28 protein-coding genes are annotated in these 24,201 nt (G+C 72.2%); 19 read left to right on the forward strand and 9 right to left on the reverse strand.

The genetic code is table 11. The annotated features are described in order from the left end of the window. Positions 1-2: 2 nt before the first annotated feature. Positions 3-575 carry a helix-turn-helix domain-containing protein gene (locus ACZ404_RS02530; RefSeq protein WP_468435421.1) on the reverse strand — a complete coding sequence of 191 codons (573 nt, stop codon included), beginning with the start codon at positions 573-575 and terminating at the stop codon, positions 3-5. Positions 576-884: 309 nt separating this feature from the next. On the opposite strand from ACZ404_RS02530, the gene ACZ404_RS02535 reads away from it, so the two are divergent. The 7 genes from ACZ404_RS02535 (at position 885) to ACZ404_RS02565 (ending at position 7,600) form a co-directional block, all read left to right on the forward strand. Then, entirely contained in the window at positions 885-2,423 is a 1,539-nt protein-coding gene (locus tag ACZ404_RS02535; RefSeq protein ID WP_468435422.1) for an ATP-dependent DNA ligase, read from the forward strand. Then, a complete protein-coding gene (locus ACZ404_RS02540) occupies positions 2,420-2,893 on the forward strand; it encodes an NUDIX hydrolase (RefSeq protein ID WP_468435423.1) in 474 nt (157 codons plus the stop codon). Before ACZ404_RS02535 ends, ACZ404_RS02540 begins: the two co-directional genes overlap by 4 nt. A gap of 75 nt (positions 2,894-2,968) precedes the next feature. Continuing rightward, entirely contained in the window at positions 2,969-4,354 is a 1,386-nt protein-coding gene (locus ACZ404_RS02545; RefSeq protein ID WP_468435424.1) for an NADP-dependent succinic semialdehyde dehydrogenase, read from the forward strand. A 26-nt stretch (positions 4,355-4,380) separates the two neighbouring features. Continuing rightward, positions 4,381-4,611 carry a DUF6213 family protein gene (locus ACZ404_RS02550; protein ID WP_043477773.1) on the forward strand — a complete coding sequence of 77 codons (231 nt, stop codon included), beginning with the start codon at positions 4,381-4,383 and terminating at the stop codon, positions 4,609-4,611. Between the two features lie 160 nt (positions 4,612-4,771). Continuing rightward, complete coding sequence (locus ACZ404_RS02555) at positions 4,772-5,836, forward strand: type III polyketide synthase (protein WP_468435425.1); 1,065 nt, start codon at positions 4,772-4,774, stop codon at positions 5,834-5,836. Beyond that, positions 5,833-7,047, forward strand: a complete 1,215-nt coding sequence (locus ACZ404_RS02560) for a cytochrome P450 (protein WP_468435426.1) — start codon at positions 5,833-5,835, stop codon at positions 7,045-7,047. The genes ACZ404_RS02555 and ACZ404_RS02560 overlap by 4 nt, the downstream gene beginning before the upstream one ends. 7 nt (positions 7,048-7,054) lie before the next feature. Continuing rightward, positions 7,055-7,600: a cupin domain-containing protein gene (locus ACZ404_RS02565; RefSeq protein ID WP_468435427.1), complete on the forward strand. Its 546-nt coding sequence runs from the start codon at positions 7,055-7,057 to the stop codon at positions 7,598-7,600. Between the two features lie 46 nt (positions 7,601-7,646). Here the strand turns inward: ACZ404_RS02565 and ACZ404_RS02570 are convergent, their stop codons facing one another. Then, positions 7,647-8,873 carry an acyl-CoA dehydrogenase family protein gene (locus ACZ404_RS02570; protein ID WP_468435428.1) on the reverse strand — a complete coding sequence of 409 codons (1,227 nt, stop codon included), beginning with the start codon at positions 8,871-8,873 and terminating at the stop codon, positions 7,647-7,649. Positions 8,874-9,044: 171 nt separating this feature from the next. Here ACZ404_RS02570 and ACZ404_RS02575 point away from each other — a divergent pair, with 171 nt between their 5' ends. Continuing rightward, positions 9,045-9,689: a TetR/AcrR family transcriptional regulator gene (locus ACZ404_RS02575; RefSeq protein ID WP_468435429.1), complete on the forward strand. Its 645-nt coding sequence runs from the start codon at positions 9,045-9,047 to the stop codon at positions 9,687-9,689. A gap of 83 nt (positions 9,690-9,772) precedes the next feature. On the opposite strand, the gene def is transcribed toward ACZ404_RS02575, so the two are convergent. Further along, complete coding sequence (def, locus tag ACZ404_RS02580; RefSeq protein ID WP_468435430.1) at positions 9,773-10,327, reverse strand: peptide deformylase; 555 nt, start codon at positions 10,325-10,327, stop codon at positions 9,773-9,775. A 150-nt stretch (positions 10,328-10,477) separates the two neighbouring features. Between def and ACZ404_RS02585 the strand changes: the two genes are divergently transcribed. The 8 genes from ACZ404_RS02585 to rocD all read left to right on the forward strand — a co-directional run bounded on the left by ACZ404_RS02585 (position 10,478) and on the right by rocD (position 17,774). Then, the gene (locus ACZ404_RS02585; protein WP_468435431.1) at positions 10,478-11,716 is read left to right on the forward strand and encodes a DUF1727 domain-containing protein; all 1,239 of its coding nucleotides are present in this window, start codon (positions 10,478-10,480) and stop codon (positions 11,714-11,716) included. A gap of 29 nt (positions 11,717-11,745) precedes the next feature. Further along, a complete protein-coding gene (locus tag ACZ404_RS02590; RefSeq protein ID WP_468435432.1) occupies positions 11,746-12,474 on the forward strand; it encodes a type 1 glutamine amidotransferase in 729 nt (242 codons plus the stop codon). Between the two features lie 212 nt (positions 12,475-12,686). Then, positions 12,687-13,712 (forward strand): 6-phosphofructokinase, encoded by a 1,026-nt coding sequence (locus tag ACZ404_RS02595; protein ID WP_468435433.1) that lies wholly within the window; start codon positions 12,687-12,689, stop codon positions 13,710-13,712. 123 nt (positions 13,713-13,835) lie between these two features. After that, positions 13,836-14,786, forward strand: coding sequence for a cytochrome c oxidase assembly protein (locus tag ACZ404_RS02600; RefSeq protein WP_468435434.1), 951 nt, complete (start codon positions 13,836-13,838; stop codon positions 14,784-14,786). A gap of 90 nt (positions 14,787-14,876) precedes the next feature. Next, entirely contained in the window at positions 14,877-15,053 is a 177-nt protein-coding gene (locus ACZ404_RS02605; RefSeq protein WP_468435435.1) for a hypothetical protein, read from the forward strand. 37 nt (positions 15,054-15,090) lie between these two features. Beyond that, entirely contained in the window at positions 15,091-15,576 is a 486-nt protein-coding gene (locus ACZ404_RS02610; protein WP_468435436.1) for an Lrp/AsnC family transcriptional regulator, read from the forward strand. A gap of 153 nt (positions 15,577-15,729) precedes the next feature. Further along, positions 15,730-16,539, forward strand: a complete 810-nt coding sequence (gene ddaH / locus ACZ404_RS02615; protein WP_468435437.1) for a dimethylargininase — start codon at positions 15,730-15,732, stop codon at positions 16,537-16,539. Beyond that, positions 16,539-17,774, forward strand: coding sequence for an ornithine--oxo-acid transaminase (gene rocD / locus ACZ404_RS02620; RefSeq protein ID WP_468435438.1), 1,236 nt, complete (start codon positions 16,539-16,541; stop codon positions 17,772-17,774). Before ddaH ends, rocD begins: the two co-directional genes overlap by 1 nt. Before the next feature lie 205 nt (positions 17,775-17,979). Here rocD and ACZ404_RS02625 read toward each other — a convergent pair whose 3' ends face one another. Continuing rightward, on the reverse strand, positions 17,980-18,912 hold the full coding sequence (locus ACZ404_RS02625) for a lytic polysaccharide monooxygenase auxiliary activity family 9 protein (RefSeq protein ID WP_468435439.1): 933 nt from the start codon (positions 18,910-18,912) through the stop codon (positions 17,980-17,982). 166 nt (positions 18,913-19,078) lie between these two features. Between ACZ404_RS02625 and ACZ404_RS02630 the strand changes: the two genes are divergently transcribed. Then, on the forward strand, positions 19,079-19,528 hold the full coding sequence (locus tag ACZ404_RS02630) for a GNAT family N-acetyltransferase (RefSeq protein ID WP_468435440.1): 450 nt from the start codon (positions 19,079-19,081) through the stop codon (positions 19,526-19,528). A gap of 14 nt (positions 19,529-19,542) precedes the next feature. On the opposite strand, the gene ACZ404_RS02635 is transcribed toward ACZ404_RS02630, so the two are convergent. Beyond that, positions 19,543-19,680: a hypothetical protein gene (locus ACZ404_RS02635; RefSeq protein WP_468435441.1), complete on the reverse strand. Its 138-nt coding sequence runs from the start codon at positions 19,678-19,680 to the stop codon at positions 19,543-19,545. Between the two features lie 112 nt (positions 19,681-19,792). Here ACZ404_RS02635 and ACZ404_RS02640 point away from each other — a divergent pair, with 112 nt between their 5' ends. Next, positions 19,793-20,413: a class I SAM-dependent methyltransferase gene (locus ACZ404_RS02640; RefSeq protein WP_468435442.1), complete on the forward strand. Its 621-nt coding sequence runs from the start codon at positions 19,793-19,795 to the stop codon at positions 20,411-20,413. 8 nt (positions 20,414-20,421) lie between these two features. Here ACZ404_RS02640 and ACZ404_RS02645 read toward each other — a convergent pair whose 3' ends face one another. Together ACZ404_RS02645 and ACZ404_RS02650 are read right to left on the reverse strand one after the other, a co-directional pair. Then, positions 20,422-20,913 carry a ribonuclease FAU-1 family protein gene (locus ACZ404_RS02645; protein WP_468435443.1) on the reverse strand — a complete coding sequence of 164 codons (492 nt, stop codon included), beginning with the start codon at positions 20,911-20,913 and terminating at the stop codon, positions 20,422-20,424. Further along, positions 20,894-21,823, reverse strand: a complete 930-nt coding sequence (locus tag ACZ404_RS02650) for a GNAT family N-acetyltransferase (protein WP_468435444.1) — start codon at positions 21,821-21,823, stop codon at positions 20,894-20,896. Before ACZ404_RS02650 ends, ACZ404_RS02645 begins: the two co-directional genes overlap by 20 nt. Positions 21,824-21,895: 72 nt before the next feature. Here ACZ404_RS02650 and ACZ404_RS02655 point away from each other — a divergent pair, with 72 nt between their 5' ends. Then, positions 21,896-22,264, forward strand: a complete 369-nt coding sequence (locus tag ACZ404_RS02655) for a GntR family transcriptional regulator (protein WP_468435445.1) — start codon at positions 21,896-21,898, stop codon at positions 22,262-22,264. Between the two features lie 40 nt (positions 22,265-22,304). On the opposite strand, the gene ACZ404_RS02660 is transcribed toward ACZ404_RS02655, so the two are convergent. Then, positions 22,305-23,075, reverse strand: coding sequence for a DUF72 domain-containing protein (locus ACZ404_RS02660; RefSeq protein WP_468435446.1), 771 nt, complete (start codon positions 23,073-23,075; stop codon positions 22,305-22,307). Positions 23,076-23,090: 15 nt separating this feature from the next. Continuing rightward, positions 23,091-24,185: a DUF5925 domain-containing protein gene (locus ACZ404_RS02665; RefSeq protein ID WP_468435447.1), complete on the reverse strand. Its 1,095-nt coding sequence runs from the start codon at positions 24,183-24,185 to the stop codon at positions 23,091-23,093. Positions 24,186-24,201 lie beyond the last annotated feature (16 nt).

Here is a 24,201-nt window from a genome sequence, read left to right on the forward strand (position 1 = left end):
CGTCACGCCCGCCGGGGTTTGGCCCGCACGTGCATCCGCTCGCCCTGCGGCCCGAACAGGCTCAGGAACTCCACCGGCCCCTCCCCCGTCGACCCGAACCAGTGCGGCACCCGTGTGTCGAACTCGGCCGCCTCCCCCGACGACAGCACGACGTCGTGCTCGCCGAGCACCAGCCGCAGCCGCCCCGAGAGGACGTACAGCCACTCGTACCCCTCGTGGCTGCGGGGCTCCGGTTCGTCCTTGCGCCGGGGTTCGCGCACCTTGAAGGCCTGCAGGCCGCCGGGCTGGCGGGTCAGCGGCCAGAAGGTGCGGCCGCCCCGCTCCAGCGGCTCGGCCCGCACCCGCGGATCCCCGACCGGTGGCGCCCCGACCAGCTCGTCCAGCGGGACCTGGTGCGCCTGCGCGATGGGCAGCAGCAGCTCCAGGCTGGGCCTGCGCAGCCCGGCCTCCAGCCGGGACAGCGTGCTCACGGAGATGCCGGTCACCTCCGACAGCGCCGCGAGCGTCACCTCCCGCTCCTTGCGGATCCGCCGCAGCCGGGGGCCGACGCCCGCCAGAACCTCGTCCGTCGTCATACCGGAATTGCAATTCCGGCAAGGCCGTTTGTCAACGCGGCATGTCCCTGCCCGGCCGGCCGCGTGTACCGCACGATCCCCAGCAGGTCCGGCAGGGCGCGCGGGGCACGAGGCACCGTTCGGGACCACCGGGTGACCGGCGATCGCGCCCCGGATCCGGCGGCGGGCCGCACCGGGGCGTGCCCAGCAGGTGAGCGGCGTGGCGAGCCGCAGCCTCCGGCGGGAGGGCGGTCGGCGGGGAGCCGGGTGCGCGGATTCCGGCGCGGCCGTCCGGGTGTGGACCCCGGGCCGGCGGTGCACCATGACTGCATGCTGCTGACCCGGCTCGCGCAGGTGTCCCGGGAGGTCGCCGCGACGGCGGCCCGGTCCCGCAAGACCGCGCTCCTCGCGGAGCTGTTCCGGGACGCGGAGGCGGACGACGTGCCGATCGTCATCCCGTACCTGGCCGGACGGCTCCCCCAGGGCCGGCTCGGCGTCGGCTGGAAGGTGCTGAGCCGTCCGGTGTCGCCGGCCGCCGAGCCCTCCCTGACGGTGCGGGAGGTCGACGCCCGGCTGACCGAGCTGGGCAAGGTGTCCGGCCCCGGTTCGCAGGCCGAGCGCGTCCGGCTCGTCGGCGCGCTGATGGGCGCGGCCACCGAGGACGAGCAGCGCTTCCTGCTCGGCCTGCTCACCGGCGAGGTCCGGCAGGGCGCGCTGGACGCCGTGGCGGTCGAGGGGCTCGCGCAGGCCACCGGCGCGGATCCGGCGGAGGTACGGCGGGCGGTGATGCTCGCCGGGTCGCTGCAGACGGTGGCCCAGGCGCTGCTCGCCGAGGGGCCGGCGTCGCTGGACCGGTTCCGGCTGACCGTCGGCCGCCCGGTGCTGCCGATGCTCGCGCACAGCGCCTCCTCCGTCGCCGAGGCGGTGGAGAAGCTCGGTGCGTGCGCGGTGGAGGAGAAGCTGGACGGCATCCGCGTGCAGGTGCACCGGGACGGCGACACCGTGCGGGTCCACACCCGCACCCTGGACGACATCACCGACCGGCTGCCGGAAGTCACCGCCGCCGCGCTGGCGTTGGCGGGCGAGCGGTTCATCCTGGACGGCGAGGTGATCTCCTTCGACGCGGACGGCCGGCCCCGCTCCTTCCAGGAGACGGCGGGCCGGGTCGGCTCCCGCACGGACGTGGCCAAGGCCGCCGGAGAGGTGCCCGTCTCCCCCGTCTTCTTCGACGCCCTCGCGGTCGACGGCCGGGACCTGCTCGACCTGTCCTTCGCCGAGCGGCACGCGGAGCTGGCCCGGCTGGTGCCCGGGCCGATGCGGGTGCGCCGGACCGTGGTGTCCGGCCCCGGCGACACTCCCGAGGCGGAGCGCTTCCTCGCCGACACCCTGGCCCGGGGGCACGAGGGCGTGGTCGTCAAGGCACTGGACGCCCCCTACAGCGCCGGCCGGCGCGGCGCCGCCTGGCTGAAGGTCAAGCCCGTGCACACCCTCGACCTGGTCGTGCTGGCCGCCGAGTGGGGCCACGGCCGCCGCACCGGCAAGCTGTCCAACCTCCACCTGGGCGCGCGCACCGCGGACGGCGGCTTCGCGATGCTCGGCAAGACGTTCAAGGGCATGACCGACGCGATGCTCGCCTGGCAGACCGAGCGGCTCCGGGAACTGGCCGTCGAGGACAACGGCTGGGTGGTGCGGGTGCGGCCCGAACTCGTGGTGGAGATCGCCTACGACGGCCTGCAGCGCTCCTCCCGCTACCCGGCCGGGGTCACCCTGCGCTTCGCGCGCGTCGTCCGGTACCGGGAGGACAAGCGGCCCGCGGAGGCCGATACGGTGGAGGCCCTGCTGGCGGCCCACCCGGAGGTCAAGCCGTGACGGTCCGTACGACGAGGCGCAGCGCGGGACTGCTGCTGTTCCGGCACACCGACGACGGGCTCGAGGTCCTGCTGGGCCACATGGGCGGGCCGTACTTCGCGAAGAAGGACGCGGGCGCGTGGACCGTGCCCAAGGGCGAGTACGAACCGGACGAGCCGGCCTGGGAGGCGGCGCGCCGGGAGTTCCAGGAGGAGCTGGGACTGGCCCCGCCCGACGGGGAGGCGGTACCGCTCGGCGAGGTCGCCCAGGCCGGCGGCAAGATCGTCACCGCGTGGGCGGTGGAGGCGGACCTCGACCCGGAGTCGATCCACCCCGGCACCTTCACCCTGGAGTGGCCGCCGAGATCCGGACGGGTGCGGGAGTTCCCGGAGCTGGACCGGGTGGCGTGGTTCGGTCTGGACCGGGCCCGTGCGGTGATCATCACGGCACAGGCGGCGTTTCTCGACCGGCTGGCGGAGCACTCGGGCTGAACAGGGGCCTACGCGTTGCGACGGGCGCGGTCGCGCGCGAAGGTCGAAGCAAGCCCGCTCCCAGGGAGGTCAGCCATGCCCATCGCGACGGTGAACCCGGCGACCGGCGAGACGCTCAAGACGTACGAGCCCATGGGCGAGGAGGAGCTGGAGCGCCGGCTCCAGCTCGCGGAGGCCACGTTCCGCACGTACCGGACGACCACCTTCGCCGAACGCGCCCGTCTGCTCACCAAGGCCGCCGACCTGCTGGACGAGGACCAGCAGGAGATCGGCAGGGTCATGACCACCGAGATGGGCAAGCCGGTCAAGCAGGCCCGCGCGGAGGCCGCGAAGTGCGCCAAGGCGATGCGCTGGTACGCCGAGCGCGCCGAGGGACTGCTGGCCGACGAGGAGCCGGCCGAGACGGACGTGAAGGACTCCGGCGCCTCCCGGGTGCGGGTGCGCTACCGGCCGCTCGGCCCGGTGCTCGCGGTCATGCCGTGGAACTTCCCGCTGTGGCAGGTGGTGCGCTTCGCCGCGCCCGCGCTGATGGCCGGGAACGTGGGCCTGCTCAAGCACGCCTCCAACGTGCCGCAGACCGCCCTGTACCTGGAGGACCTCTTCCACCGGGCCGGTTTCCCGGAGGGCTGTTTCCAGACACTGCTGATCGGCTCGGGCGCCGTGGACGACATCTTGCGCGACGAGCGGGTCAGGGCCGCGACGCTCACCGGCAGCGAGCCGGCCGGGCGGGCCGTGGCCTCGACCGCCGGGGAGATGATCAAGAAGACGGTGCTGGAGCTGGGCGGCAGCGACCCCTACGTCGTCATGCCCTCCGCCGACCTGGACCGGGCGGCGCAGGTCGCGGTGACCGCGCGCGTGCAGAACAACGGGCAGTCGTGCATCGCCGCCAAGCGCTTCATCGTGCACACCGACGTGTACGACGCCTTCGCCGAACGCTTCGTCGCGGGCATGCGCGCGCTGAAGTCCGGCGACCCGCTGGAGGAGGACACCGACCTCGGGCCGCTCTCCAGCGAGCAGGGGCGCAGGGACCTGGAGGAACTGGTCGACGACGCCCGGCGCGGCGGTGCCGAGGTGCTGTGCGGCGGGGAGCGTCCGGACGGCCCCGGCTGGTACTACCCGCCGACCGTGCTGGCCGGGATCACCCGGGAGATGCGCATCCATCGCGAGGAGGCGTTCGGGCCGGTCGCCACCCTGTACCGGGCCGGGGACCTGGACGAGGCGGTGCTGATCGCCAACGACTCGGCGTTCGGCCTGAGTTCGAACGTGTGGACGCGGGACGAGAACGAGGTGGAGCGGTTCGCCCGGGACCTGGAGGCCGGCGCGGTGTACGTGAACGGGATGACCGCCTCCCATCCGGCGTTCCCGTTCGGCGGCGTGAAGCGGTCGGGGTACGGGCGTGAGCTGTCCGGGCACGGAATCCGCGAGTTCTGCAACATCACCACGGTTTGGCAGGGTGCGTGAGCACCGCGCAGCTACCATCCCGTTCTGTGAACCGCGAAGTGACTCTGCCTCTGATCGTCGACGACCGCGGTACCTTGCAGGTGGCTGCGGCCGACGTGAGTAAGCTGTTGCGGACCGTCGGCGGGCGGTGGCTGCATCTCGTCGAGGCCGGGGAGCAGCTCGACGAGGACACCGTGGCCGCGCTGACCATCGAGCTGGCGAAGCTGGCGGATCGCATCGACGTGGCGTGCATCGCGCACAGCAGCGGGGCACCGTAGACCTGTCCGCAGACCTGGCCGACCGTGGGCCGTCCCTGACCCCTGGTCACCGATTCGGCGTAGTCCGACGAGAGATCGTCGCTCCCTCGGGTGAACCTGGGTGGACCACCTTCTGACCGGTGGGCGAAGGCCTGCCGGACGGCGAAAGCAGGGACGGCTCATGGCGACTTTGTGCAGACCCTCGGTGTCCGTACCAGAACACGTGATCACGATGGAGGAGACGCTCGAGCTGGCACGTACGCACCACGCGGACCACCCGCAGCTCCCGCTGGCCCTCCGGCTCATCGAGAACACGGGCGTCCGCACCCGCCACATCGTGCAGCCCATCGAAGAGACCCTGAAGCACCCGGGCTTCGAGGAGCGCAACAAGCTCTACGAGGCCGAGGCCAAGGCCCGTGTCCCCGCGGTCATCCAGCGGGCGCTGGACGAGGCCGAACTCCTGACCTCCGACATCGATGTCATCATCTACGTGTCGTGCACGGGCTTCATGATGCCCTCGCTGACCGCGTGGCTGATCAACGAGATGGACTTCCCGAGCAACACCCGACAGCTCCCCATAGCCCAGCTGGGCTGTGCGGCCGGCGGTGCCGCCATCAACCGGGCCCACGACTTCTGCGCGGCCTACCCGGAGGGCAACGCGCTCATCGTCGCCTGCGAGTTCTGCTCGCTGTGCTACCAGCCCACCGACCTCGGCGTCGGCTCGCTGCTGTCCAACGGCCTGTTCGGCGACGGCATCGCCGCGGCCGTGGTGCGCGGCCGGGGCGGCACCGGCGTCCAGCTCGAGCGCAACGGGTCGTACCTGATCCCCAAGACGGAGGACTGGATCGCCTACGACGTACGCGCGACCGGCTTCCACTTCCTGCTGGACAAGCGGGTGCCCACGACCATGGAGCCGCTGGCCCCGGCGCTGCAGGACCTGGCCGGCAACCACGGCTGGGACGCCTCCGAACTGGACTTCTACATCATCCACGCCGGCGGCCCCCGAATACTCGACGACCTCAGCAAGTTCCTGAAGGTCGAGCCGCACGCGTTCCGGTTCAGCCGGGCCACGCTCACCGAGTACGGCAACATCGCCAGCGCCGTCGTCCTGGACGCGCTGCGCCGCCTGTTCGACGAGGGCGGCGCCCAGCACCGGGCCCGCGGGCTGCTGGCCGGGTTCGGGCCCGGCATCACCGCCGAGATGACGGTGGGCCGCTGGGTCCGCTCGGACGGAGACGCGCGATGACGAGTGCGCCGCTCACCCGGCCCATGCCCCCGATCCGGCACTGGCCGGCCGTCGACCTGACCGGGACGGACTTCGACCCGGTGCTGAGGGAGCTGATGCAGGAGGGCCCGGTCACCCGCATCCAGCTGCCCAACGGAGAGGGCTGGGCGTGGCTGGTCACCCGGTACGACGACGTGCGGGCGGTGGCCAACGACCCCCGCTTCGGCCGGGAGGCGGTCATGGACCGGCCGGTCACCCGGCTCGCCCCGCACTTCATCCCCGACCGGGGTGCGGTCGGCTTCCTCGACCCGCCCGACCACACGAGGCTGCGGCGCGCGGTGGCCTCCGCGTTCACCGCGAAGGGCGTGGAGCGGATCCGCGGCACGGCACGTGCCATGCTCGACGAACTGGTCGACGAGCTGCTGCAGGACGGCCCGCCCGCCGACCTGACACGTGCGGTGCTCGGCCCGTTCCCGATCGCGGTCATCTGCGAGCTGATGGGCGTCCCGGTCGCCGACCGGCACGCCATGCACACCTGGACCCAGCTCATCCTGTCCTCCGCGCACGGCAAGGAGGTCAGCGAGAAGGCCAAGCGCGAGATGAGCGCCTACTTCTGCGACCTGATCGGGGTGCGCGGGAACAGCACGGGCGAGGACGTCACCTCGCTGCTCGGCGCCGCCGTGGGCCGCGCCGAGGTCGCCCTGGAGGAGGCCGTCGGCCTCGCCGTGCTCCTCCAGATCGGCGGCGAGGCGGTGACCAACAACAGCGGCCAGATGTTCCATCTGCTGCTCAGCCGCCCCGAACTGGCCGAACGGCTGCGCTCCGAGCCGCGGATCCGGCCCCGGGCCATCGACGAACTGCTGCGCTACATCCCGCACCGCAACGCCGTCGGCCTGTCCCGGATCGCCCTGGAGGACGTGGAGATCGCGGGCGTGCGCATCCGCGCCGGCGACGCGATCTACGTCTCCTACCTGGCCGCGAACCGTGATCCGGACGTCTTCCCCGACCCGGAGACGATCGACTTCGCGCGCAGCCCCAACCCGCACGTGGCGTTCGGCTTCGGCCCGCACTACTGCCCCGGCGGCATGCTGGCCCGGCTGGAGTCCGAGCTGCTCCTCGACGCGCTGCTGGACCGGGTACCGGGCCTGAAGCTGGCCGTGCCCCCGAACCAGGTGCCCTTCAGGAAGGGCGCGTTGATCCGGGGGCCCGAGTCCCTGCCGGTGACCTGGTGAGGCGGCGATGACGGCGACCGAAGCACTTGCGACCGAGGGGCTGCTCGTCCCGCCGGGCCACGGCCGGGTCGTGGAGACACCCGCCCAGCGTGTGACGTTCAAGGTCACCGGCACGCACTCGCGCATGGCCTCCACCTTCGAGGTGGAGGTCCCGCCGGGCTTCGACGTCGGCGCCCATGTGCACACGCGCAGCGAGGAGTTGTTCTACGTCCTCGAGGGCGAGCTGGACGTGCTGGCCTTCGAGCCCCGCATCCGCACCCCCGACCACTGGCAGAGATGGGAGTCGAGGTCCGGCAACAGGGTGGTCCGGGCGACTCCGGGCACGGTGATCGTCGTACCGCCGGGCTGCCCGCACGCCTTCGCGAACCCGACGGACACGCCGGCGAAGATGTTCTTCCAGGCGTCCCCGCCTCCGGACCACGAGCGCTACTTCGAGGAGCTGCTGGAGATCCTGGGAAGCGGCGGCCCACCGGACCAGGAGGCCATCGAGGCGCTGAGAGTCAAGTACGACATCCAGCAGCTCACGCCGCTCAGGCACAAGGGACACTCGTGAGAGAGCCGGAGGGGCGTGGGGCCGCGCGCCCCTCGCCCCCACGGCGCTACCGGATCGGCATCCCCGACAGGGTCCGCGCGATCACCAGGCGCTGGATCTCGCTCGTCCCCTCGAAGATCGTGTAAATGGCGGCGTCCCGGTGCATCCGCTCGACGGGATACTCCCGCGTGTAGCCGTTGCCGCCGAGGATCTGGATCGCCTGCGCGGTCACCTTCTTCGCCGTCTCGCTGGCGAACAGCTTCGACATCGACCCCTCGGCCGCGGTGAACGGCTTTCCGTTGACCGCCATCCACGACGCCCGCCACACCAGCAGCCGCGCCGCGTCGATCTGCGTCCGCATGTCCGCGAGCTGGAAGGCGACGCCCTGGTTGTCGATGATCGGCCGCCCGAACTGCTCCCGGGTCCTGGCGTAGTCGAGGGCGACCTCGTAGGCGGCCCGGGCGGTGCCCACCGCCATGGCGCCGACGGCCGGCCGCGACGCCTCGAAGGTCGCCATCGCCGCGTTCTTCACCCGCTCACCGCCCGCCTTCGCGCGCTCGCGGGCCCGGGCGAGCCGCTCGTCCAGCTTCTCCTTGCCGCCGAGCAGGCACGAGCCGGGGACGCGGACGTTGTCGAGGACGACCTCGGCGGTGTGGGAGGCGCGGATGCCGTGCTTCTTGAACTTCTGCCCCTGGGCCAGGCCCGGCGTGCCCGGCGGGACGATGAAGGAGGCGTGGCCCTTGGAGCCCAGTTCCGGGTCGACGACGGCCACGACGACGTGGACGTTGGCGATGCCGCCGTTGGTCGCCCAGGTCTTCGTGCCGTTGATCACCCACTCGTCCTTGGCCTCGTCGTAGACCGCGTGGGTGCGCATGGAGGCGACGTCGGAGCCGGCGTCGGGCTCGGAGGAGCAGAAGGCCGCGACCTTGACGTCGTTCTGGTCGCCGTACATCTGCGGGATCCAGGTGCCGATCTGTTCCTCGGTTCCGTTGGCGAGAACGCCCACGGCGGCCAGGCCGGTGCCCACAATGGACAGGGCGATGCCCGCGTCGCCCCAGAACAGCTCCTCCATGGCCATCGGGATGCCGAGGCCGGTGGGGTCGAAGTACTGCTGCGCGTAGAAGTCGAGGGAGTAGATGCCGACCTTCGCGGCCTCCTGGATGACCGGCCAGGGAGTCTCCTCACGCTCGTCCCATTCGGCGGCGGCGGGGCGGATGACGTCTGCGGCGAAGCCATGGAGCCAGTCCCGGACTTCCTTCTGCTCGTCGTTCAGCTCCATGGTGAACTCGGCCATGACCCCTCCAGCGGCGATACGTACAGTGTTACTAGCGGTAACCCGAGTCTGTTACTGACCAGTAGGAAAAGTCAACTCCTGATGACGCCTCGGCATCCCGTTCGATGTCAGGGGCGAGGACAGTGTTAGTTTGCGCTGGCGTCACCGAATCAGCACGGGTGGGGAGAGCACATGGACACCACACAGCGGACCGATCAGCAGCGGTCCGCCGACCGCCGACGGCGTGAGCTGCTGGAGGCCGCCGACCGGGTGGTGCTGCGCGACGGCCCCCAGGCGTCGATGAACGCGATCGCGGCGGAGGCGGGCATCACGAAGCCGATCCTTTACCGCCACTTCGGCGACAAGGGCGGGCTTTACGCGGCTTTGGCCAAGCGGCACACGGACGCGCTCCTGGACTCGCTGCGGGCTGCGCTGGACGCGCCCGCCGACCGGCGCGAGCGGGTCGAGGCCACGCTGGACACCTACCTCGCGGCGATCGAGGCGCGGCCTCAGGTGTACCGGTTCCTGATGCACCCGGCGGAGGGCAGCACGGGCGGCGACCAGGGGTTCGACGTCGGCAAGCACTCGGCTCCGCTGCTGCGGCGGATGGGCGAGGAGCTGGCGCAGGTCATCGAGGAGCGGCTCGACCTGGGGCCGGGGAGTCAGCAGCTGGCGCGGGTGTGGGGACATGGCATCGTCGGGATGATGCACGCGGCCGGCGACTGGTGGCTCGGGGAACGGCCCTGCACCCGGGCCGAGTTGGTGCGCTCACTGGCGGATCTGCTGTGGGGCCGGCTCGCCGCCGCCGGGGACAGGATGGGGGGTCCCGGGTTCTGACGGCCGTTCGCCCGGCCGCGGGTGCGGGAGGCTGAGCGCACCCGCGTGGCGGAGCGGCACCTCAGGCACTGCGCCGCACCCCTTCAGGTGGCGCGGCCCGCCCGGTGCCAGGAGGCCCGGTCGATCTGCCTCAGCAGTCGGCGGTGACGCCGGCCCGTCACGTGGTCGACGTACAGCTTGCCCTCCAGATGATCGCACTCGTGCTGCAGACATCTGGCGAAGAAGCCGGTGCCGTGCACGGTGACCGGCTCCCCCGCCGCCGTGAACCCCTCGACCACCGCGCGGTCGTACCGCTCCGTGCCGGCCTCCAGGCCCGGCAGGGACAGGCAGCCCTCCGGACCGCGGATCACCACGCCGTCGGCCTCCACGAGCCGCGGATTCACCACGTGCCCGAGGTGGCGGACCTCCTCGTCGTCCGGACAGTCGTAGACGAACACCCGCAAAGCGGACCCGATCTGGTTCGCTGCCAGGCCCACCCCCTGGGCCGCGTACATGGTCGCGAACAAATCCTCCACCAACTCCGCCAGTTCGGGGCCGAAGTCGGTGACGTCCCGGCAGGGCTCGCGCAGGACGGGGTCACCGAGCAGGGTGAGAGGCCGGACTCGCCCGCGGGCGCCCGGAATGGAACCGTGTCGCATGGCGGCAAGGGTACGGTTCCCTCGGCCCACGCCCGCCGCGCAGGCGTGGGCCGGGATTCGGGTGTGCGAATGGATCTCGATAGGCTGAGGTCCACACCACGTTGCCGGATGGCTCAGGCGCGGCGCGTACGCAAGGAGGATCGAGAACTGATGGCAGGCAACTCGGACCCGCTCACGCCGCGGGCCAAGCTGGCCGTGACCGCGGGCAAGGCGGTCGCTGCGGCATCGCGCGCCGCAGGGCGCGGCAGCGGGTCGGTGATCGGTGGCCGGGTCGCACTGAAACTCGACCCCGACCTGCTCGCCCGGCTCGCCCAGAACCTGGACGTCGTCCTGGTGTCGGCGACCAACGGCAAGACCACGACCACCCGGCTCATCGCGGAGGCGCTGCGCGCCGCGGGCCCGGTCGTGTCCAACGCGCTCGGCGCCAACATGCCGGCCGGCATCACCTCGGCGCTCGCGGGCGGCTCGGAGGCGAAGTTCGGCGTCATCGAGGTGGACGAGAAGTACCTGGCCGGGGTGGCCCGGGACACCAGCCCGAAGTGCATCGCCCTGCTGAACCTCTCCCGCGACCAGCTCGACCGCGCCGCCGAGACCCGCATGCTCGCCGAGAACTGGCGCGAGGGCCTCGCCGGATCGAAGGCCGTGGTCGTCGCCAACTGCGACGACCCGCTGGTGGTGTGGGCCGCCTCCTCCTCCCCCAACGTGATCTGGGTCGCGGCCGGGCAGATGTGGAAGGACGACGCCTGGTCCTGCCCGTCCTGCGGTGGCGTGATGCAGCGCCCGGGCGACGACTGGTTCTGCGGCGAGTGCGGCTTCCGCCGGCCGACGCCGAGCTGGGCGCTCTCGGGCGATCACGTGCTCGACCCGCACGGGTCCGCCTGGCCGATCCACCTGCAGCTCCCGGGCCGCGCCAACAAGGCGAACGCGGCCAGCTCGGCGGCCGTGGCCGCCGTCTTCGGGGTGCCGCCGCAGGTCGCCCTGGAGCGGATGTACCAGGTGCAGGCCGTGGCGGGGCGGTACGACGTCGTCCAGTTCCAGGGGCGCGACCTCAGACTTCTGCTGGCCAAGAACCCGGCCGGCTGGCTGGAGACCTTCTCCCTGATCGACCCGCCGCCGGCCCCGGTGATCCTCTCCGTTAACGCGCGCGGTGCCGACGGCACCGACACCTCCTGGCTGTGGGACGTCGACTACACGCGGCTGACCGGTCACCCGATCTTCGTGATCGGTGACCGCAAGCTGGACCTCGCCGTCCGGCTGGAGGTCGCGAACCAGCACTTCCAGGTCTGCGACACCCTCGACCAGGCCGTGCAGATGTGCCCGGCCGGCCGGATCGAGGTCATCGCGAACTACACCGCGTTCCAGGACCTGCGCCGCCGCGTCGGCAACTGATCTTCTGATCCTCGAAGGGCGATCACCTCATGAGCGACAACCAACTGCGGCTGGTGTGGATCTACCCGGACCTGCTGAGCACCTACGGCGACCAGGGCAACGCGCTCGTCGTGGAGCGCCGGGCCCGGCAGCGCGGACTGGACGTGGCCCGGCTCGACGTGCGCAGCGACCAGCCGATCCCGACCTCCGGTGACATCTACCTGATCGGCGGCGGCGAGGACCGGCCGCAGCGGCTCGCGGCCGAGCGGCTGCGCCGCGACGGGCATCTGCACCGCGCCGTGGAGAACGGCGCGATCGTCTTCTCCGTCTGCGCCGGCTACCAGATCCTCGGGCACGAGTTCATCAACGACCTCGGCCAGCGCGAGCCCGGCCTCGGGCTGCTCGACGTGGTGTCGGTGCGCGGCGAGGGCGAGCGGTGCGTCGGCGACGTGCTCGCGGACATCGACCCGCAGCTCGGGCTGCCCCAGCTGACCGGCTTCGAGAACCACCAGGGCGTCACCCACCTCGGCTCGACGGCCCGCCCGTTCGCCCGGGTCCAGATCGGCCGTGGCAACGGCACCGGGGACGGCACGGAGGGCGCGTACAACGGGACGGTCTTCGGTACGTACATGCACGGACCGGTGCTGGCCCGCAACCCGCAGATCGCCGACCTGCTGCTGAAGCTGGCACTCGACGTCAACGCGCTGCCGCCGATCGACGACCGCTGGTACGAGGCGCTGCGCACCGAACGCATCGCGGCCGCGCAGCAGCCCGCGTAAGCGGCGCGAGAGCAAGACTTCAGCAAGGACTCAGCGTGTTCCGGCACGGTGGTTCCGGGCCCGCCTGACGGCGCGTCCGCTCACATGTGCGGGCGCGTCCAGCAGGCGGACGCCCGCTACGGAGCCACCCCCTCACGCCGGTAGGGTGACCGGGAATCCGCCGGACGACGTGGTCCGGTTTCCCGGCCCACGTTGAGAAGGTATTTCGGGCTATGCGCATTGGTGTCCTCACGTCAGGCGGCGACTGCCCCGGCCTGAACGCCGTCATCCGGTCCGTCGTGCACCGTGCCGTCGCCGACCACGGTGACGAGGTCATCGGCTTCCGGGACGGCTGGAAGGGCCTCCTGGAGTGCGACTATCTGAAGCTCGACCTGGACGCCGTGGGCGGCATCCTCGCGCGCGGCGGCACCATCCTCGGCTCCTCCCGGGTCCGTCCCGAACATCTGCGGGACGGCGTGGAGCGGGCCAAGGGCCATGTCGAGGAGCTCGGGCTCGACGCGATCATCCCGATCGGCGGTGAGGGCACCCTGAAGGCCGCCCGGCTGCTGTCGGACAACGGGCTGCCGATCGTGGGCGTGCCCAAGACCATCGACAACGACATCGCGGTCACGGACGTCACCTTCGGCTTCGACACGGCGGTCGGTGTCGCCACCGAGGCGCTGGACCGGCTGAAGACCACCGCCGAGTCGCACCAGCGGGTGCTGATCGTGGAGGTCATGGGCCGCCACACGGGCTGGATCGCGCTGCACTCCGGCATGGCGGCCGGCGCGCACGCCATCGTCGTCCCGGAGCGGCCGTTCGACATCGACGAGCTGACGAAGAAGGTCGGCGAGCGGTTCGCGGCGGGCAAGCGGTTCGCGATCGTGGTCGCCGCGGAGGGGGCCAAGCCGCGCGCCGGTTCGATGGAGTTCGACGAGGGCGGCAAGGACATCTACGGCCACGAGCGCTTCGCGGGGATCGCGCGGCAGCTGTCCATCGAGCTCGAACAGCGGCTCGGCAAGGAGGCCCGCCCGGTCATCCTCGGGCACGTGCAGCGTGGCGGCACGCCGACCGCGTACGACAGGGTGCTGGCCACCCGCTTCGGCTGGCACGCGGTGGAGGCGGTGCACCGGGGCGAGTTCGGCCGGATGACGGCGCTGCGCGGGACCGACATCGTCATGGTGTCGCTGGCGGAGGCGGTCGAGACGCTGAAGACGGTTCCGGTGGAGCGCTACGACGAGGCGGAGTGCGTGCTGTAGCCGGCGCAGTTCCCCGCCCCCCTGAGGGTGTTGCGGCCGACCCCGGTCACGAGGGTGCCCGGGGTCGGCCGTACCCTGAGTGCGGACAGAAACCGCACAACCCCCACGAATCAGGAGCCGGCGATGGATCACAGCGGGCACGGCATGATGATGGATCTGCCGCCGTTCACGCTGGGGCGAGGGCTCGAGTGGTCGGCGGACCCGTTTTTCCTGGTCGCCTGCCTGCTGGGCCTCGGGCTCTACGGCTGGGGGGTCGTACGGCTGCGGCGGCGCGGGGACGCCTGGCCGGTGGCGCGGACGGTGTCGTACGTCGTCGGAGTGCTGACCATCGCCCTGGTGATGTGCACCGCGCTGAACGACTACGGCATGGTCATGTTCAGCGTGCACATGGTGCAGCACATGATCATCAGCATGCTGTCGCCGATCCTCATCCTGCTCGGCGCCCCGGTCACCCTGGCGCTGCGCGCCCTGCCGACGGCCGGCCGGGGGCGCAGGGGTCCGCGTGAGCTGCTGCTGGCGCTGCTGCACAGCCGGTACCTGCGCGTCATCACGCATCCGGCGTTCACCATCCCGCTGTTCATCGCGAGCCTGTACGGGCTGTACTTCACCCCGCTGTTCGACTTCCTGATGGGGTCGAAGACCGGGCACATCGCGATGATGGTGCACTTCCTGGCCGTGGGTGTCGTCTTCTTCTGGCCGATCATCGGCGTCGACCCCGGCCCGCACCGCCCGGGGTATCTGATGCGGATGCTGGAGCTGTTCGCGGGCATGCCGTTCCACGCGTTCTTCGGCATCGCGCTGATGATGGCGTCCACGCCGATGGTGGAGACCTTCACGCATCCGCCGGCCTCCCTCGGCATCGACGCGCTCTCCGACCAGAACGCGGCCGGCGGCATCGCCTGGGCGTTCAGCGAGGTCCCGTCCGTGCTGGTGCTGATCGCGCTGCTCTTCCAGTGGTACGGCTCCGAGCAGCGCCAGGCCAAGCGCCTGGACCGCGCCGCCGACCGGGACGGCGACAAGGAGCTGGAGGCGTACAACGCCTACCTGGCCTCGCTCAACGCGCGCGAGAGCTGAGGCATCCGCGAGGGGTGTGGCCCGGGGTATGCCCTCGGGGCCGTAATCGGGGCACCATGGTCTGCGACGGACCATGAGGAGGGTGTCGCGATGCCCGGTTCCAGCGGTTCCACGAACGGTGCCACCAAGGCGATGGGGGCGATGACCTTCGGCGGGCTCGTCCTCGTGACGGCCTACACGGTCGCACTCGGCAGCAACGGCTGGCTGTGGTTCGGCTGGGTGGTGCTGGGACTGCTGACCCTCGCACTGGTGGTCACCCAGTCCTAGAGCCGCCGCGGCGGGCGTGGCTGATTACAGTGCCCGCATGAACAGCAGGGCCGCGTCCTTCGACGACCTCGACCGGAAGATCATCACCGCGCTGATGGCGAACGCCAGGACCAGCTTCGCCGAGATCGGCGGGGCCGTCGGGCTGTCCTCCACGGCGGTCAAACGACGCGTGGACCGGCTCCGGGAGACCGGGGTCATCACCGGGTTCACGGCCACCGTGCAGCCCTCCGCCCTCGGCTGGCGCACGGAGGCGTACGTCGAGGTGTACTGCGAGGGCGCCGCCCCGCCGCGGCGCCTGGCGGAGGTCGTGCGCAACCACCCGGAGATCACGGCGGCCATGACGGTGACCGGCGGCGCGGACGCGTTGCTGCACGTACGGGCCCGGGACGTGGAGCACTTCGAGGAGGTGCTGGAGCGGATCCGCACCGAGCCGTTCATCCGGAAGACGATCAGCGTGATGGTGCTGTCCCACCTCCTCCCGGAAAGCCCGGAAGCCGGTGCCACCCACGCGGCACCGGAGTGAGCCGCACCATGCGCAGCACTCGTGCGTGAGGGCGGGAGAAGACGCAGCGATGCTGCGGATGTGCGCAGTCTTCGTTCCTTGTCGTCCGTCGGCGTCGCTTCTTACCTTTGTGTCACCCCTCAGTGACACACAGGAAAGCGGAGGAAACCCTCTGTGTCCGAAACACGTGTGCCGCGCCTTCGGCGCTTCCTCGTCTGCGAACCCAGACACTTCGCCGTGCAGTACGCGATCAATCCCTGGATGCACCCCGACCGTCCGGTCGACGTGGACCTCGCCCAGGAGCAGTGGCAGGAGCTGATCCGTGCCTACCGCGCCCACGGGCACACCGTCGACGCGGTCGAGCCCGTGCCCGGGCTGCCCGACATGGTCTTCGCCGCGAACGCGGCCTGCGTGGTCGACGGCCGGGTCTTCGGCTCCCTGTTCCACGCGCCCGAACGGCGCCCCGAGTCGGTCCACTACGACACCTGGTTCAAGGCGGCCGGGTACGACGTCCACCGCCCCGAGTCGGTGACCGAGGGCGAGGGCGACCTGGTGTGGACCGGCCGGTACGTGCTGGCCGGCACCGGGTTCCGCACCACCCGTGAGGCCCATCGGGAGGCGCAGGAGTTCTTCGGCCATCCGGTGATCGGCCTGAGCCTGGTGGACCCGTACTTCTACCACCTGGACACGGCGCTGTTCGTCCTCGACGACGACAACATCGTCTACTACCCCGAGGCCTTCTCCCCGGGCAGCCGCGAGGTGCTCCGGCGGCTGTACCCGGACGCGGTGCTCGCCACCCGCGACGACGCGATGGCCTTCGGCCTGAACTCCGTGTCCGACGGCCGGCACGTCTTCATCGCGCCGCGGGCCGAGGCGCTGGCCGCACGTCTGGCCGACCATGGTTATGTCCCCGTCCCCGTCGACCTGTCGGAGTTCCACAAGGCCGGCGGTGGCATCAAGTGCTGCACCCAGGAGATCCGCTGATGACCGCGCCCACCCGTGCAACCGCGCGCACGCGTACGTCCGCCGACCTGATCCGGGCGGAGGAGCCGGTCCTCGCGCACAACTACCACCCCCTGCCCGTGGTCGTCGCCCGGGCCGAGGGCACCTGGGTGGAGGACGTCGAGGGCCGCCGCTACCTGGACATGCTCGCGGGCTACTCGGCCCTGAACTTCGGCCACCGGCACCCGGCGCTGATCGAGGCCGCGCACCGCCAGCTCGACCAGCTCACGCTGACCTCGCGCGCCTTCCACAACGACCGGCTCGCCTCGTTCGCCGAGCGGCTCGCGGAGCTGACCGGACTGGACATGGTGCTGCCGATGAACACCGGCGCGGAGGCGGTGGAGAGCGGCATCAAGGTCGCCCGCAAGTGGGCGTACGACGTCAAGGGTGTCCCCGCCGACCGGGCGACGATCGTCGTCGCGGCGGACAACTTCCACGGCCGTACGACGACCATCGTCAGCTTCTCCACCGACGAGACGGCCCGGGCCGGCTTCGGCCCCTTCACACCCGGCTTCCGGATCGTGCCGTACAACGACCTGGCCGCGCTGGAGGAGGCGGTCGACGAGACGACGGCGGCCGTGCTGATCGAGCCCATCCAGGGCGAGGCCGGGGTGATCATCCCGGACGAGGGCTATCTGACCGGGGTCCGGGAGCTGACCCGGCGCAAGGGCTGTCTGTTCATCGCGGACGAGATCCAGTCGGGCCTCGGCCGCACCGGCCGGACCCTGGCGGTTGAGCACGAGGACGTCGTCCCGGACATGCTGCTGCTCGGCAAGGCGCTGGGCGGCGGCATCGTGCCGGTGTCGGCGGTGGTGGCCCGGCGCGAGGTGCTGGGCGTGCTGCACCCGGGCGAGCACGGCTCCACCTTCGGCGGCAACCCGCTGGCGGCGGCGGTGGGCACGGCCGTGGTCGAACTGCTGGAGACCGGGGAGTTCCAGCGCCGGGCCGCCGAGCTGGGGCTCGTCCTGCGGGGTGGTCTGGCCGACCTGGTCGGCAAGGGCGTGACCGGGTTCCGGGCGCGCGGGTTGTGGGCGGGCGTCGACGTCGACCCGGCCCTCGGCACCGGCCGCGAGATCAGCGAGCGGCTGATGCGGGAGGGGATCCTGGTCAAGGACACCCATGGCTCCACGATCCGGCTCGCTCCCCCGCTGACCATCACGGCGGAGGAGCTGCGCTCGGCACTGGACGCGCTGGAGAAGGTGCTCGGCGAGGGCTGAGACGGGGGCGGGGGGGGGGGGGGGGGGGGGGGGGGGGGGGGGGGCCCCCCCCCCCGTGTCCTTCTTCTCCCCACCCCCCCCCCCCCCCCCCCCCCCCCCCCCCCCCCCCCCCCCCCCCCCCCCCCCCCTCCCCCCCCCCCCCCCCCGCCCCCCCCCCCCCCCCCCCCCCCCCCCCCCCCCCGCCCGTCTCGGGGGGCGGCGCCGGTCAGCGACGGCCCGTCGCCCGCCGCCGCACCGACCAGAACAGCGCCGCCGAACCCAGCGCCAGCGCCGCCGCGCCGCCGACCGCGGCGTACGAGGCGCCGGAGGAGGCCCCGGTCTCGGCGAGGTTCGCCGCAGTGCCGTCCGCCTCGGGCCGGTTGGCCGGGGCCGCCGTGGCGGGCTTCGGCGAGGTGCTCGTCTCGCCGCCCCCGTGCCCGTGGTGCCCGACCGCCGACCGGCCGGCACCGGCCTCGATCTGCCGGTCCGAGGGCGCCGACGCGCTCGGGGCGGGCGTCGAGGATCCGCTGCCGCCGCCGAAGTCGACGTCGGAGCAGGAGTAGAACGCCTCCGGGCTGTCCGAGCGCTGCCAGACCGCGTACAGCAACTGCCGGCCCGTACGCTCGGGCAGGGTGCCGGAGAACGTGGAGAAGCCGCCTGAGGCGACCGGGTCCGTGGCCGTCGCGACCGGATGCGCCAGGTCCAGATCCGCCCAGGCCGTCGGCTTCGCCGGGTCGTAACCGGGCTTGGTCAGATAGACCTTGAAGGTGCCCTTGTGCGGGGCGGTCACGCGGTACTTGAAGGTGTACGACCCGCCGCGCACCCGCGTCGCCGGCCAGTCGGCACGGGCCAGGTCCAGCCCCTTGAACTCCTCGTTGCCGGCGCTGCACAGCTTGCCGTCCGGTATCAGCTGCCGGTGCCGCCCGGCGGCGTCGCCGATCCGGATGCCGTTCCAGTCGTACAGCGCCTGCGTGCCGCCGGCCGCCACGGCGGCCCTGCACGCCGCCGACTCCGGATGCTCCGGGCCCTCCGCGTAGCACTGCGCGACCCGGCTGACCGGGTCGCCCATCGAACCGTGCGCGGACGCGGGCACGGCGGCGAGCGCGGTGAGGCCGAGGGCGGCGACGGCGACGGCGGCGGCCTGGCGGCGTGCGGGCATGGGGGACTCCTCGCAGCGGTCTCTCGACAGGGGCTGATCCCGTGGGGGCGATTCGAAGCTAGCCCCAAGAAACCGTGGGATCGCCTGCTGAGGGCGGCTTGCGGAGATCCTTATGGTGCCGTTAAGGGAGTGCTGAGGCTGCGCTCAGGTAGGTACCGTGCGCCGCATGACGCACGCACGCATCCGGCCGGCCGGCGCGGCCGACGTACCCGCCGTGAAGGCCGTGACCGACGCGGCCTACCAGCACTACATCGAGCGCATCGGCGTGGTGCCGCAGCCCATGCGGGCCGACCACGCGGCGGACGTGGCCGCCGGAAAGGTGTTCGTCACCGGGGAGCCCGTGACCGGGCTGGTGGTCGTCGAGGCGTTCCCCGGCCATCTGCTGCTCCACAGCATCGCCGTCCACCCCGGCGCCCATGGACGGGGCGTGGGGCGACGGCTGCTGCACTTCGTCGACGCGCACGCGCGGACGCTGGGACTCGGCGAGGTCAGGCTCTACACGAACGCGATGATGTGGGAGAACCAGGAGATCTATCCGAAGTACGGCTATGAAGTCGTCGAACGCCGGGTCGACGGGCCGTACGACCGCATTCACTACCGCAAGATGCTGGACTGAGGGCTCGCCGGGCGTCAGCCGTCGGGCCACCAGGTGCGGGCGATGTCCTTGCGCACCTCGGGGCGCGCCGTGGGGGCCTGCTGCTCCGCGTCTTCGCGGACGCGGCGGCCGTCAGTCCTCTTCAGGGGCTTCTGCACGGTCACACGGCGCATGGCTGCCTCCTTCGGTGCCTACCGGGTATCCGCGATGTCACGGGGGTAGACACTTTCGGCGAGAGTTCCTCATCGGTGCCGGATTGTCAGTGGCGGGTGTCACTCTTCGGGTATGACGAAACAGAGTGGGACCACGGGTGCGCAGCGTGCCGGGGTGGACTGGGACGCCGAGGCCGCCGCGTTCGACGACGAGCCGGACCACGGCCTGCGCGACCCCGAGGTGCGGGCCGCCTGGGCCGTCAGGCTCCGGGGCTGGCTGCCCGAGCGCCCCGCCGACGTGCTCGACCTCGGCTGCGGCACCGGCAGCCTGTCGCTCCTCGCGGCCGAGCAGGGACACCGGGTGACCGGGGTCGACGGCTCCCCGGCCATGGTGGAGCGGGCGCGCGCCAAGCTCGCCGGACGCAACGCCGTGGTCCTGCACGGCGACGCCGCCGCCCCTCCGGTGGGGGAGCAGCGCTACGACGTCGTCCTCGTCCGGCACGTCCTGTGGGCGCTGCCCGACCCCGCGCGCGTCCTGCGGCACTGGCGGGCCCTGCTGCGACCCGAGGGCCGGTTCGTGCTGGTCGAAGGCGTGTGGGGCGCGCTCACCCCGGTCGGCATACCCGCCGCCCGGCTCACGGCCCTGCTGGAACCGGTGGCCGCGCGGGTGCGCGTGGAGCCCCTGTCCGACGACCCCGCGCTGTGGGGGAAGACCGTGACCGACGAGCGGTACGCGGTGCTGGCGACCGTGTGAGCACACCGTCACGGCAGCAACGCGTCGAAGCCGCCCCCGCGGGCCAGCGCCTCCAGCTCGTCCAGGGCGGCCAGCGCGGCGGACGCTGCCCCCGGATCCCGCTCCGCCAGCCCGCTCTCGGCGAACTCGTCCTCGTCCAGGCGGCGTACGTCCGTGCCGTCGCCGGAGCGCCACAGGTCCAGGTCGAGGTCCTCGACGACCAGCTCGCTGCCGGACCGCACGGCGGGCCGGGTGACGTCGCAGTACCAGCCCTTGACGGTGCCGTCCGCGGCCCGGACCTCCTTCACCGAGTACCAGCGGTCCCGCCAGTAGTGCTCGGTGAACACGTCACCGGGTTCGAAGCGCACGAACCCGAAGTCGCGCACGCCCCCGCCCGCCCACGGTGCGCGCACCGAGACGCGGACACCGTCGTCGGACAGCAGCTCCGCCGGGTAACGGATCTTCGTACGGCCGCCCTTGACCAGTACCACCTCCACCCGGTCAGCCGAGTTCGCGGACATAGCGCACCTCCGTGGCGCAGATCTCGTAGCCGAGCCACTTGTTGACCGCGATCATCGGGTCGTTGCCGGCGTCGTTGCCCGTGAAGGCCTCGGTGATGCCGGCCTCGCGGGCCCGGTGCAGGGAGTGGATCTTGGCGAGCTTGGCCAGACCCCGGCCGCGGTGGGCGCGGGCGGTACCGGTCATCGCCGTGGAGTATCTGGTGGCGCCGTCGGTGTAGGCCACGGTGAAGGCGACCGGTCGGCCGTCGACGACCACGGCCGTGGTCAGCTCGCGGCTCAGCAGCGGGTGCCGCCAGTTCTGCTCCAGCCAGGCGTCGTAGTCCGTGAACCGGGTCGGGATCATGCCGGGTTCGTCCGACACCGTCTCCGCGTCCAGTGCGAACAGCGGGCGCGGGTCGTCCGCGAAGTCGGCGGCGGTGCGCAGCTCGACGCCCCGCGGCACCTCCGGGAGCGGCGGGAGAGCGCCGTTCGCCAGGTCGAGCCGGAGGAAGTGGGCGGGCCGGCCCCTGGAGTAGCCGTGCCGCTCGGCGAAGGTCCGGTTGGCGGGCTCGTCGAGGACCCAGGTGTACAGCTTCGTCGCGCCGACGGTGGCGAGGTGCTCCTCCCCGGCCCGGACGAGCAGCCGGCCGGCGCCGCGCCCGGTCCGGCCCGGGCGCACATAGACGTTGAGGGTCCCCTGGCCCGGCTCCGGACTGTCCTGCACCAGCGACGCCCCGGCGGCGCCGATCACCTCGCCGTCCTCCTCCGCGACGAGCAGCCGGGTGCGGGCGTCGGGGTGACTGTGCACGAGGAAGTGCCGGATCGAGTCGGGGGTGAACAGGATGTACGGCAGGGCGAGATGGCGCACCCGGGCGTAGCCCTCGGTGTCGGCCGGGACGTCGGGGCGGAGGTCGCGCACGATCACGGTCATGGGGAGGCACCGTACGGGCAGTCGTGCCGGGGGTGCCTCTCATTTTCCTCCGCGTGCGGGACAATCGGCGCTGTGAGCCTGAAGATCCACATCGATGACAGCGCGCCGCCGTACGAGCAGGTGCGGGCGCAGATTTCCGAGCAGGCGCGGTCCGGGGCGCTGCCGGTGGGGTACCGGCTGCCGACCGTGCGCGGACTGGCCGAGTCGCTGGGGCTCGCGGTGAACACGGTGGCCAAGGCGTACCGGGCGCTGGAGGGCGACGGGGTCATCGAGACACGGGGACGCAACGGCACCTTCGTGGCCGCCGCGGGCTCGGCCGCGGAGCGGGAGGCGTCGCTGGCCGCGCAGGCGTACGCCGAGCGGGTGCGGCGGCTGGGGCTGGCGGAGGAGGAGGCGCTGGCCGCGGTGCGCGACGCCCTGCGGGCGGCGTACGGCTCGTAGGACCTGTCCGGCGGATCATGCCGGTGTCGCCGGGCCCGGGTCACCGGTGTGCCACGGGCTCCGGTGTCCGCGTCACCGTGCGGCCGGCCTTGCGTGCCGCCCGGGCGAAGGTCACCGCGTCCCGCACCGCCGCGCCCCCGGGGTCGTTGTTGAAGTACGCGTACACGTCCTCCGCGTCGGACCACGTCGTCGCGATGCGGTCCACCCACGTCTCCAGACTGCGCCGGCCGTAGCGCGGCCACGGCTGGGCCCGGCCCTGGTGGAAGCGGACGTAGCCCCAGGGCGCCGTGCGCCACAGCGGGGTGACCGGGCGGGCCTGGACGTCCGCCCAGCACAGGGCCGCTCCCCGGGACGACAGCACGTCCCGCACCTGGGGGATCCACCAGGAGTCGTGGCGCGGCTCGACCGCCACCCGCGTCCCCGCGGGGAAACGGGCCAGGCAGGCGTCCAGCAGGGACGGGTCGGCGCGCAGGGTCGGCGGGAGCTGGAGCAGGACCGGGCCCAGCCGGTCGCCCAGGCCCGCCGCGTGGGTCATCAGCCGGTGCACCGGCTCCTCGGGGTCCTTCAGCCGCTTGATGTGGGTCAGATAGCGGCTGGCCTTGACCGCGACCACGAAGTCCGGCGGCACCCGCACACGCCACGCGGCGAAGGTGTCGTACGACGGCAGCCGGTAGAAGGCGTTGTTGATCTCCACCGTCGCGAAGAACCGGGTGTACTCCTCCAGCCACAGCCGCGCCGGGACCCCGGCCGGATACACCAGGTCCCGCCAGTCCTTGTACTGCCACCCCGAGGTGCCGACGAACAGGGTCATACCCTCATCAAAGCACTACAGGTACAGCCCCGCGTCCGCCCCGTCGCGCGCCCCCGGCACCGACGCGGGCGTCGTGCCCCGGCGCAGCGCGTACAGCTCGGCCAGCGTCGCTCCGTCCCGGCCGACGCCCTCCTCCGTGCCGAGCCAGTTCGCCGCCTCCCGGCGGGTCAGCCGGCCCACCTCGATGCGGGCCAGACAGCGGCCGGGGCGGACCACGGCGGGGTGCAGACGCTCCAGGTCCTCGTTGGTGGTCACGCCCACCAGCACGTTGCGTCCCTGGCCGAGCAGGCCGTCGGTCAGGTTGAGCAGCCGGGACAGGGCCTGGCCGGCGGTGTGCTTGGCCTCGCCGCGGATCAGTTCGTCGCAGTCCTCCAGCAGGAGCAGCCGCCAGCGGCCCTTGCCCGCGCCGTCCTCCTCGCCGATCGCGATGTCCATGAGATACCCGACGTCGCTGAACAGCCGCTCCGGGTCCAGCACACAGTCCACCTGGCACCAGTCGCGCCAGGACCGGGCGAGCGTGCGCAGCGCGGAGGTCTTGCCGGTGCCGGGCGGGCCGTGCAGGAGCAGCAGCCGGCCGGCGATGTCCTCCGGCGTGGTCTTCATCAGGCGGTCCATGGCTTCCGCCACCGGCTCCGTGTAGTTGGGCCGCACTTCCTCCCAGGTGCCCGCGGAGATCTGGCGGGTGGTGCGGTGCGGGCCGCGGCGCGGCGAGACGTACCAGAACCCCATCGTCACGTTCTCCGGCTGCGGTTCCGGCTCGTCGGCCGCGCCGTCGGTCGCCCGGTCCAGCACCGACTTGGCCAGTTCGGCGCTGGTCGCGGTCACCGTGACGTCCGCGCCGCGGTTCCAGCGGGAGACCAGGAGCGTCCAGCCGTCGCCCTCGGCGAGGGTCGCGCTGCGGTCGGCGTCGCGGGCGACCCGCAACACCCGGGCGCCCTCCGGCACCAGGGTCGCGCCGGAGCGCACGCGGTCGATGTTGGCCGCGTGCGCGTACGGCTGCTCGCCCGTCGCGAAGCGGCCGAGGAACAGCGCGTCGACGACATCGGAGGGTGAGTCGGAGTCGTCGACGTGGAGCCGGATCGGCAGAGCGTCGTGTGGGTTCGCAGACATGCCGCCATGATCCGCC

The sequence above is a fragment of the Streptomyces sp. NPDC030798 genome, from assembly GCF_055572275.1.

Bases quoted from the DNA above. Each gene is read 5' to 3' on its own strand.
- ACZ404_RS02630 (WP_468435440.1), top strand. From the start codon at position 19,079: ATGACGCACGCACGCATCCGGCCGGCCGGCGCGGCCGACGTACCCGCC.
- ACZ404_RS02660 (WP_468435446.1), bottom strand. From the start codon at position 23,075: ATGACCCTGTTCGTCGGCACCTCGGGGTGGCAGTACAAGGACTGGCGG.
- ACZ404_RS02600 (WP_468435434.1), top strand. From the start codon at position 13,836: ATGGATCACAGCGGGCACGGCATGATGATGGATCTGCCGCCGTTCACG.
- ACZ404_RS02665 (WP_468435447.1), bottom strand. From the start codon at position 24,185: ATGTCTGCGAACCCACACGACGCTCTGCCGATCCGGCTCCACGTCGAC.
- ACZ404_RS02585 (WP_468435431.1), top strand. From the start codon at position 10,478: ATGGCAGGCAACTCGGACCCGCTCACGCCGCGGGCCAAGCTGGCCGTG.
- ACZ404_RS02560 (WP_468435426.1), top strand. From the start codon at position 5,833: ATGACGAGTGCGCCGCTCACCCGGCCCATGCCCCCGATCCGGCACTGG.
- ACZ404_RS02635 (WP_468435441.1), bottom strand. From the start codon at position 19,680: ATGCGCCGTGTGACCGTGCAGAAGCCCCTGAAGAGGACTGACGGCCGC.
- ACZ404_RS02625 (WP_468435439.1), bottom strand. From the start codon at position 18,912: ATGCCCGCACGCCGCCAGGCCGCCGCCGTCGCCGTCGCCGCCCTCGGC.
- ACZ404_RS02640 (WP_468435442.1), top strand. From the start codon at position 19,793: ATGACGAAACAGAGTGGGACCACGGGTGCGCAGCGTGCCGGGGTGGAC.
- rocD (WP_468435438.1), top strand. From the start codon at position 16,539: ATGACCGCGCCCACCCGTGCAACCGCGCGCACGCGTACGTCCGCCGAC.
- ACZ404_RS02570 (WP_468435428.1), bottom strand. From the start codon at position 8,873: ATGGCCGAGTTCACCATGGAGCTGAACGACGAGCAGAAGGAAGTCCGG.
- ACZ404_RS02595 (WP_468435433.1), top strand. From the start codon at position 12,687: ATGCGCATTGGTGTCCTCACGTCAGGCGGCGACTGCCCCGGCCTGAAC.
- ACZ404_RS02650 (WP_468435444.1), bottom strand. From the start codon at position 21,823: ATGACCGTGATCGTGCGCGACCTCCGCCCCGACGTCCCGGCCGACACC.
- ACZ404_RS02590 (WP_468435432.1), top strand. From the start codon at position 11,746: ATGAGCGACAACCAACTGCGGCTGGTGTGGATCTACCCGGACCTGCTG.
- ACZ404_RS02530 (WP_468435421.1), bottom strand. From the start codon at position 575: ATGACGACGGACGAGGTTCTGGCGGGCGTCGGCCCCCGGCTGCGGCGG.
- ACZ404_RS02535 (WP_468435422.1), top strand. From the start codon at position 885: ATGCTGCTGACCCGGCTCGCGCAGGTGTCCCGGGAGGTCGCCGCGACG.
- ACZ404_RS02610 (WP_468435436.1), top strand. From the start codon at position 15,091: ATGAACAGCAGGGCCGCGTCCTTCGACGACCTCGACCGGAAGATCATC.
- ACZ404_RS02605 (WP_468435435.1), top strand. From the start codon at position 14,877: ATGCCCGGTTCCAGCGGTTCCACGAACGGTGCCACCAAGGCGATGGGG.
- ACZ404_RS02565 (WP_468435427.1), top strand. From the start codon at position 7,055: ATGACGGCGACCGAAGCACTTGCGACCGAGGGGCTGCTCGTCCCGCCG.
- ACZ404_RS02575 (WP_468435429.1), top strand. From the start codon at position 9,045: ATGGACACCACACAGCGGACCGATCAGCAGCGGTCCGCCGACCGCCGA.
- ACZ404_RS02555 (WP_468435425.1), top strand. From the start codon at position 4,772: ATGGCGACTTTGTGCAGACCCTCGGTGTCCGTACCAGAACACGTGATC.
- def (WP_468435430.1), bottom strand. From the start codon at position 10,327: ATGCGACACGGTTCCATTCCGGGCGCCCGCGGGCGAGTCCGGCCTCTC.
- ACZ404_RS02545 (WP_468435424.1), top strand. From the start codon at position 2,969: ATGCCCATCGCGACGGTGAACCCGGCGACCGGCGAGACGCTCAAGACG.
- ACZ404_RS02645 (WP_468435443.1), bottom strand. From the start codon at position 20,913: ATGTCCGCGAACTCGGCTGACCGGGTGGAGGTGGTACTGGTCAAGGGC.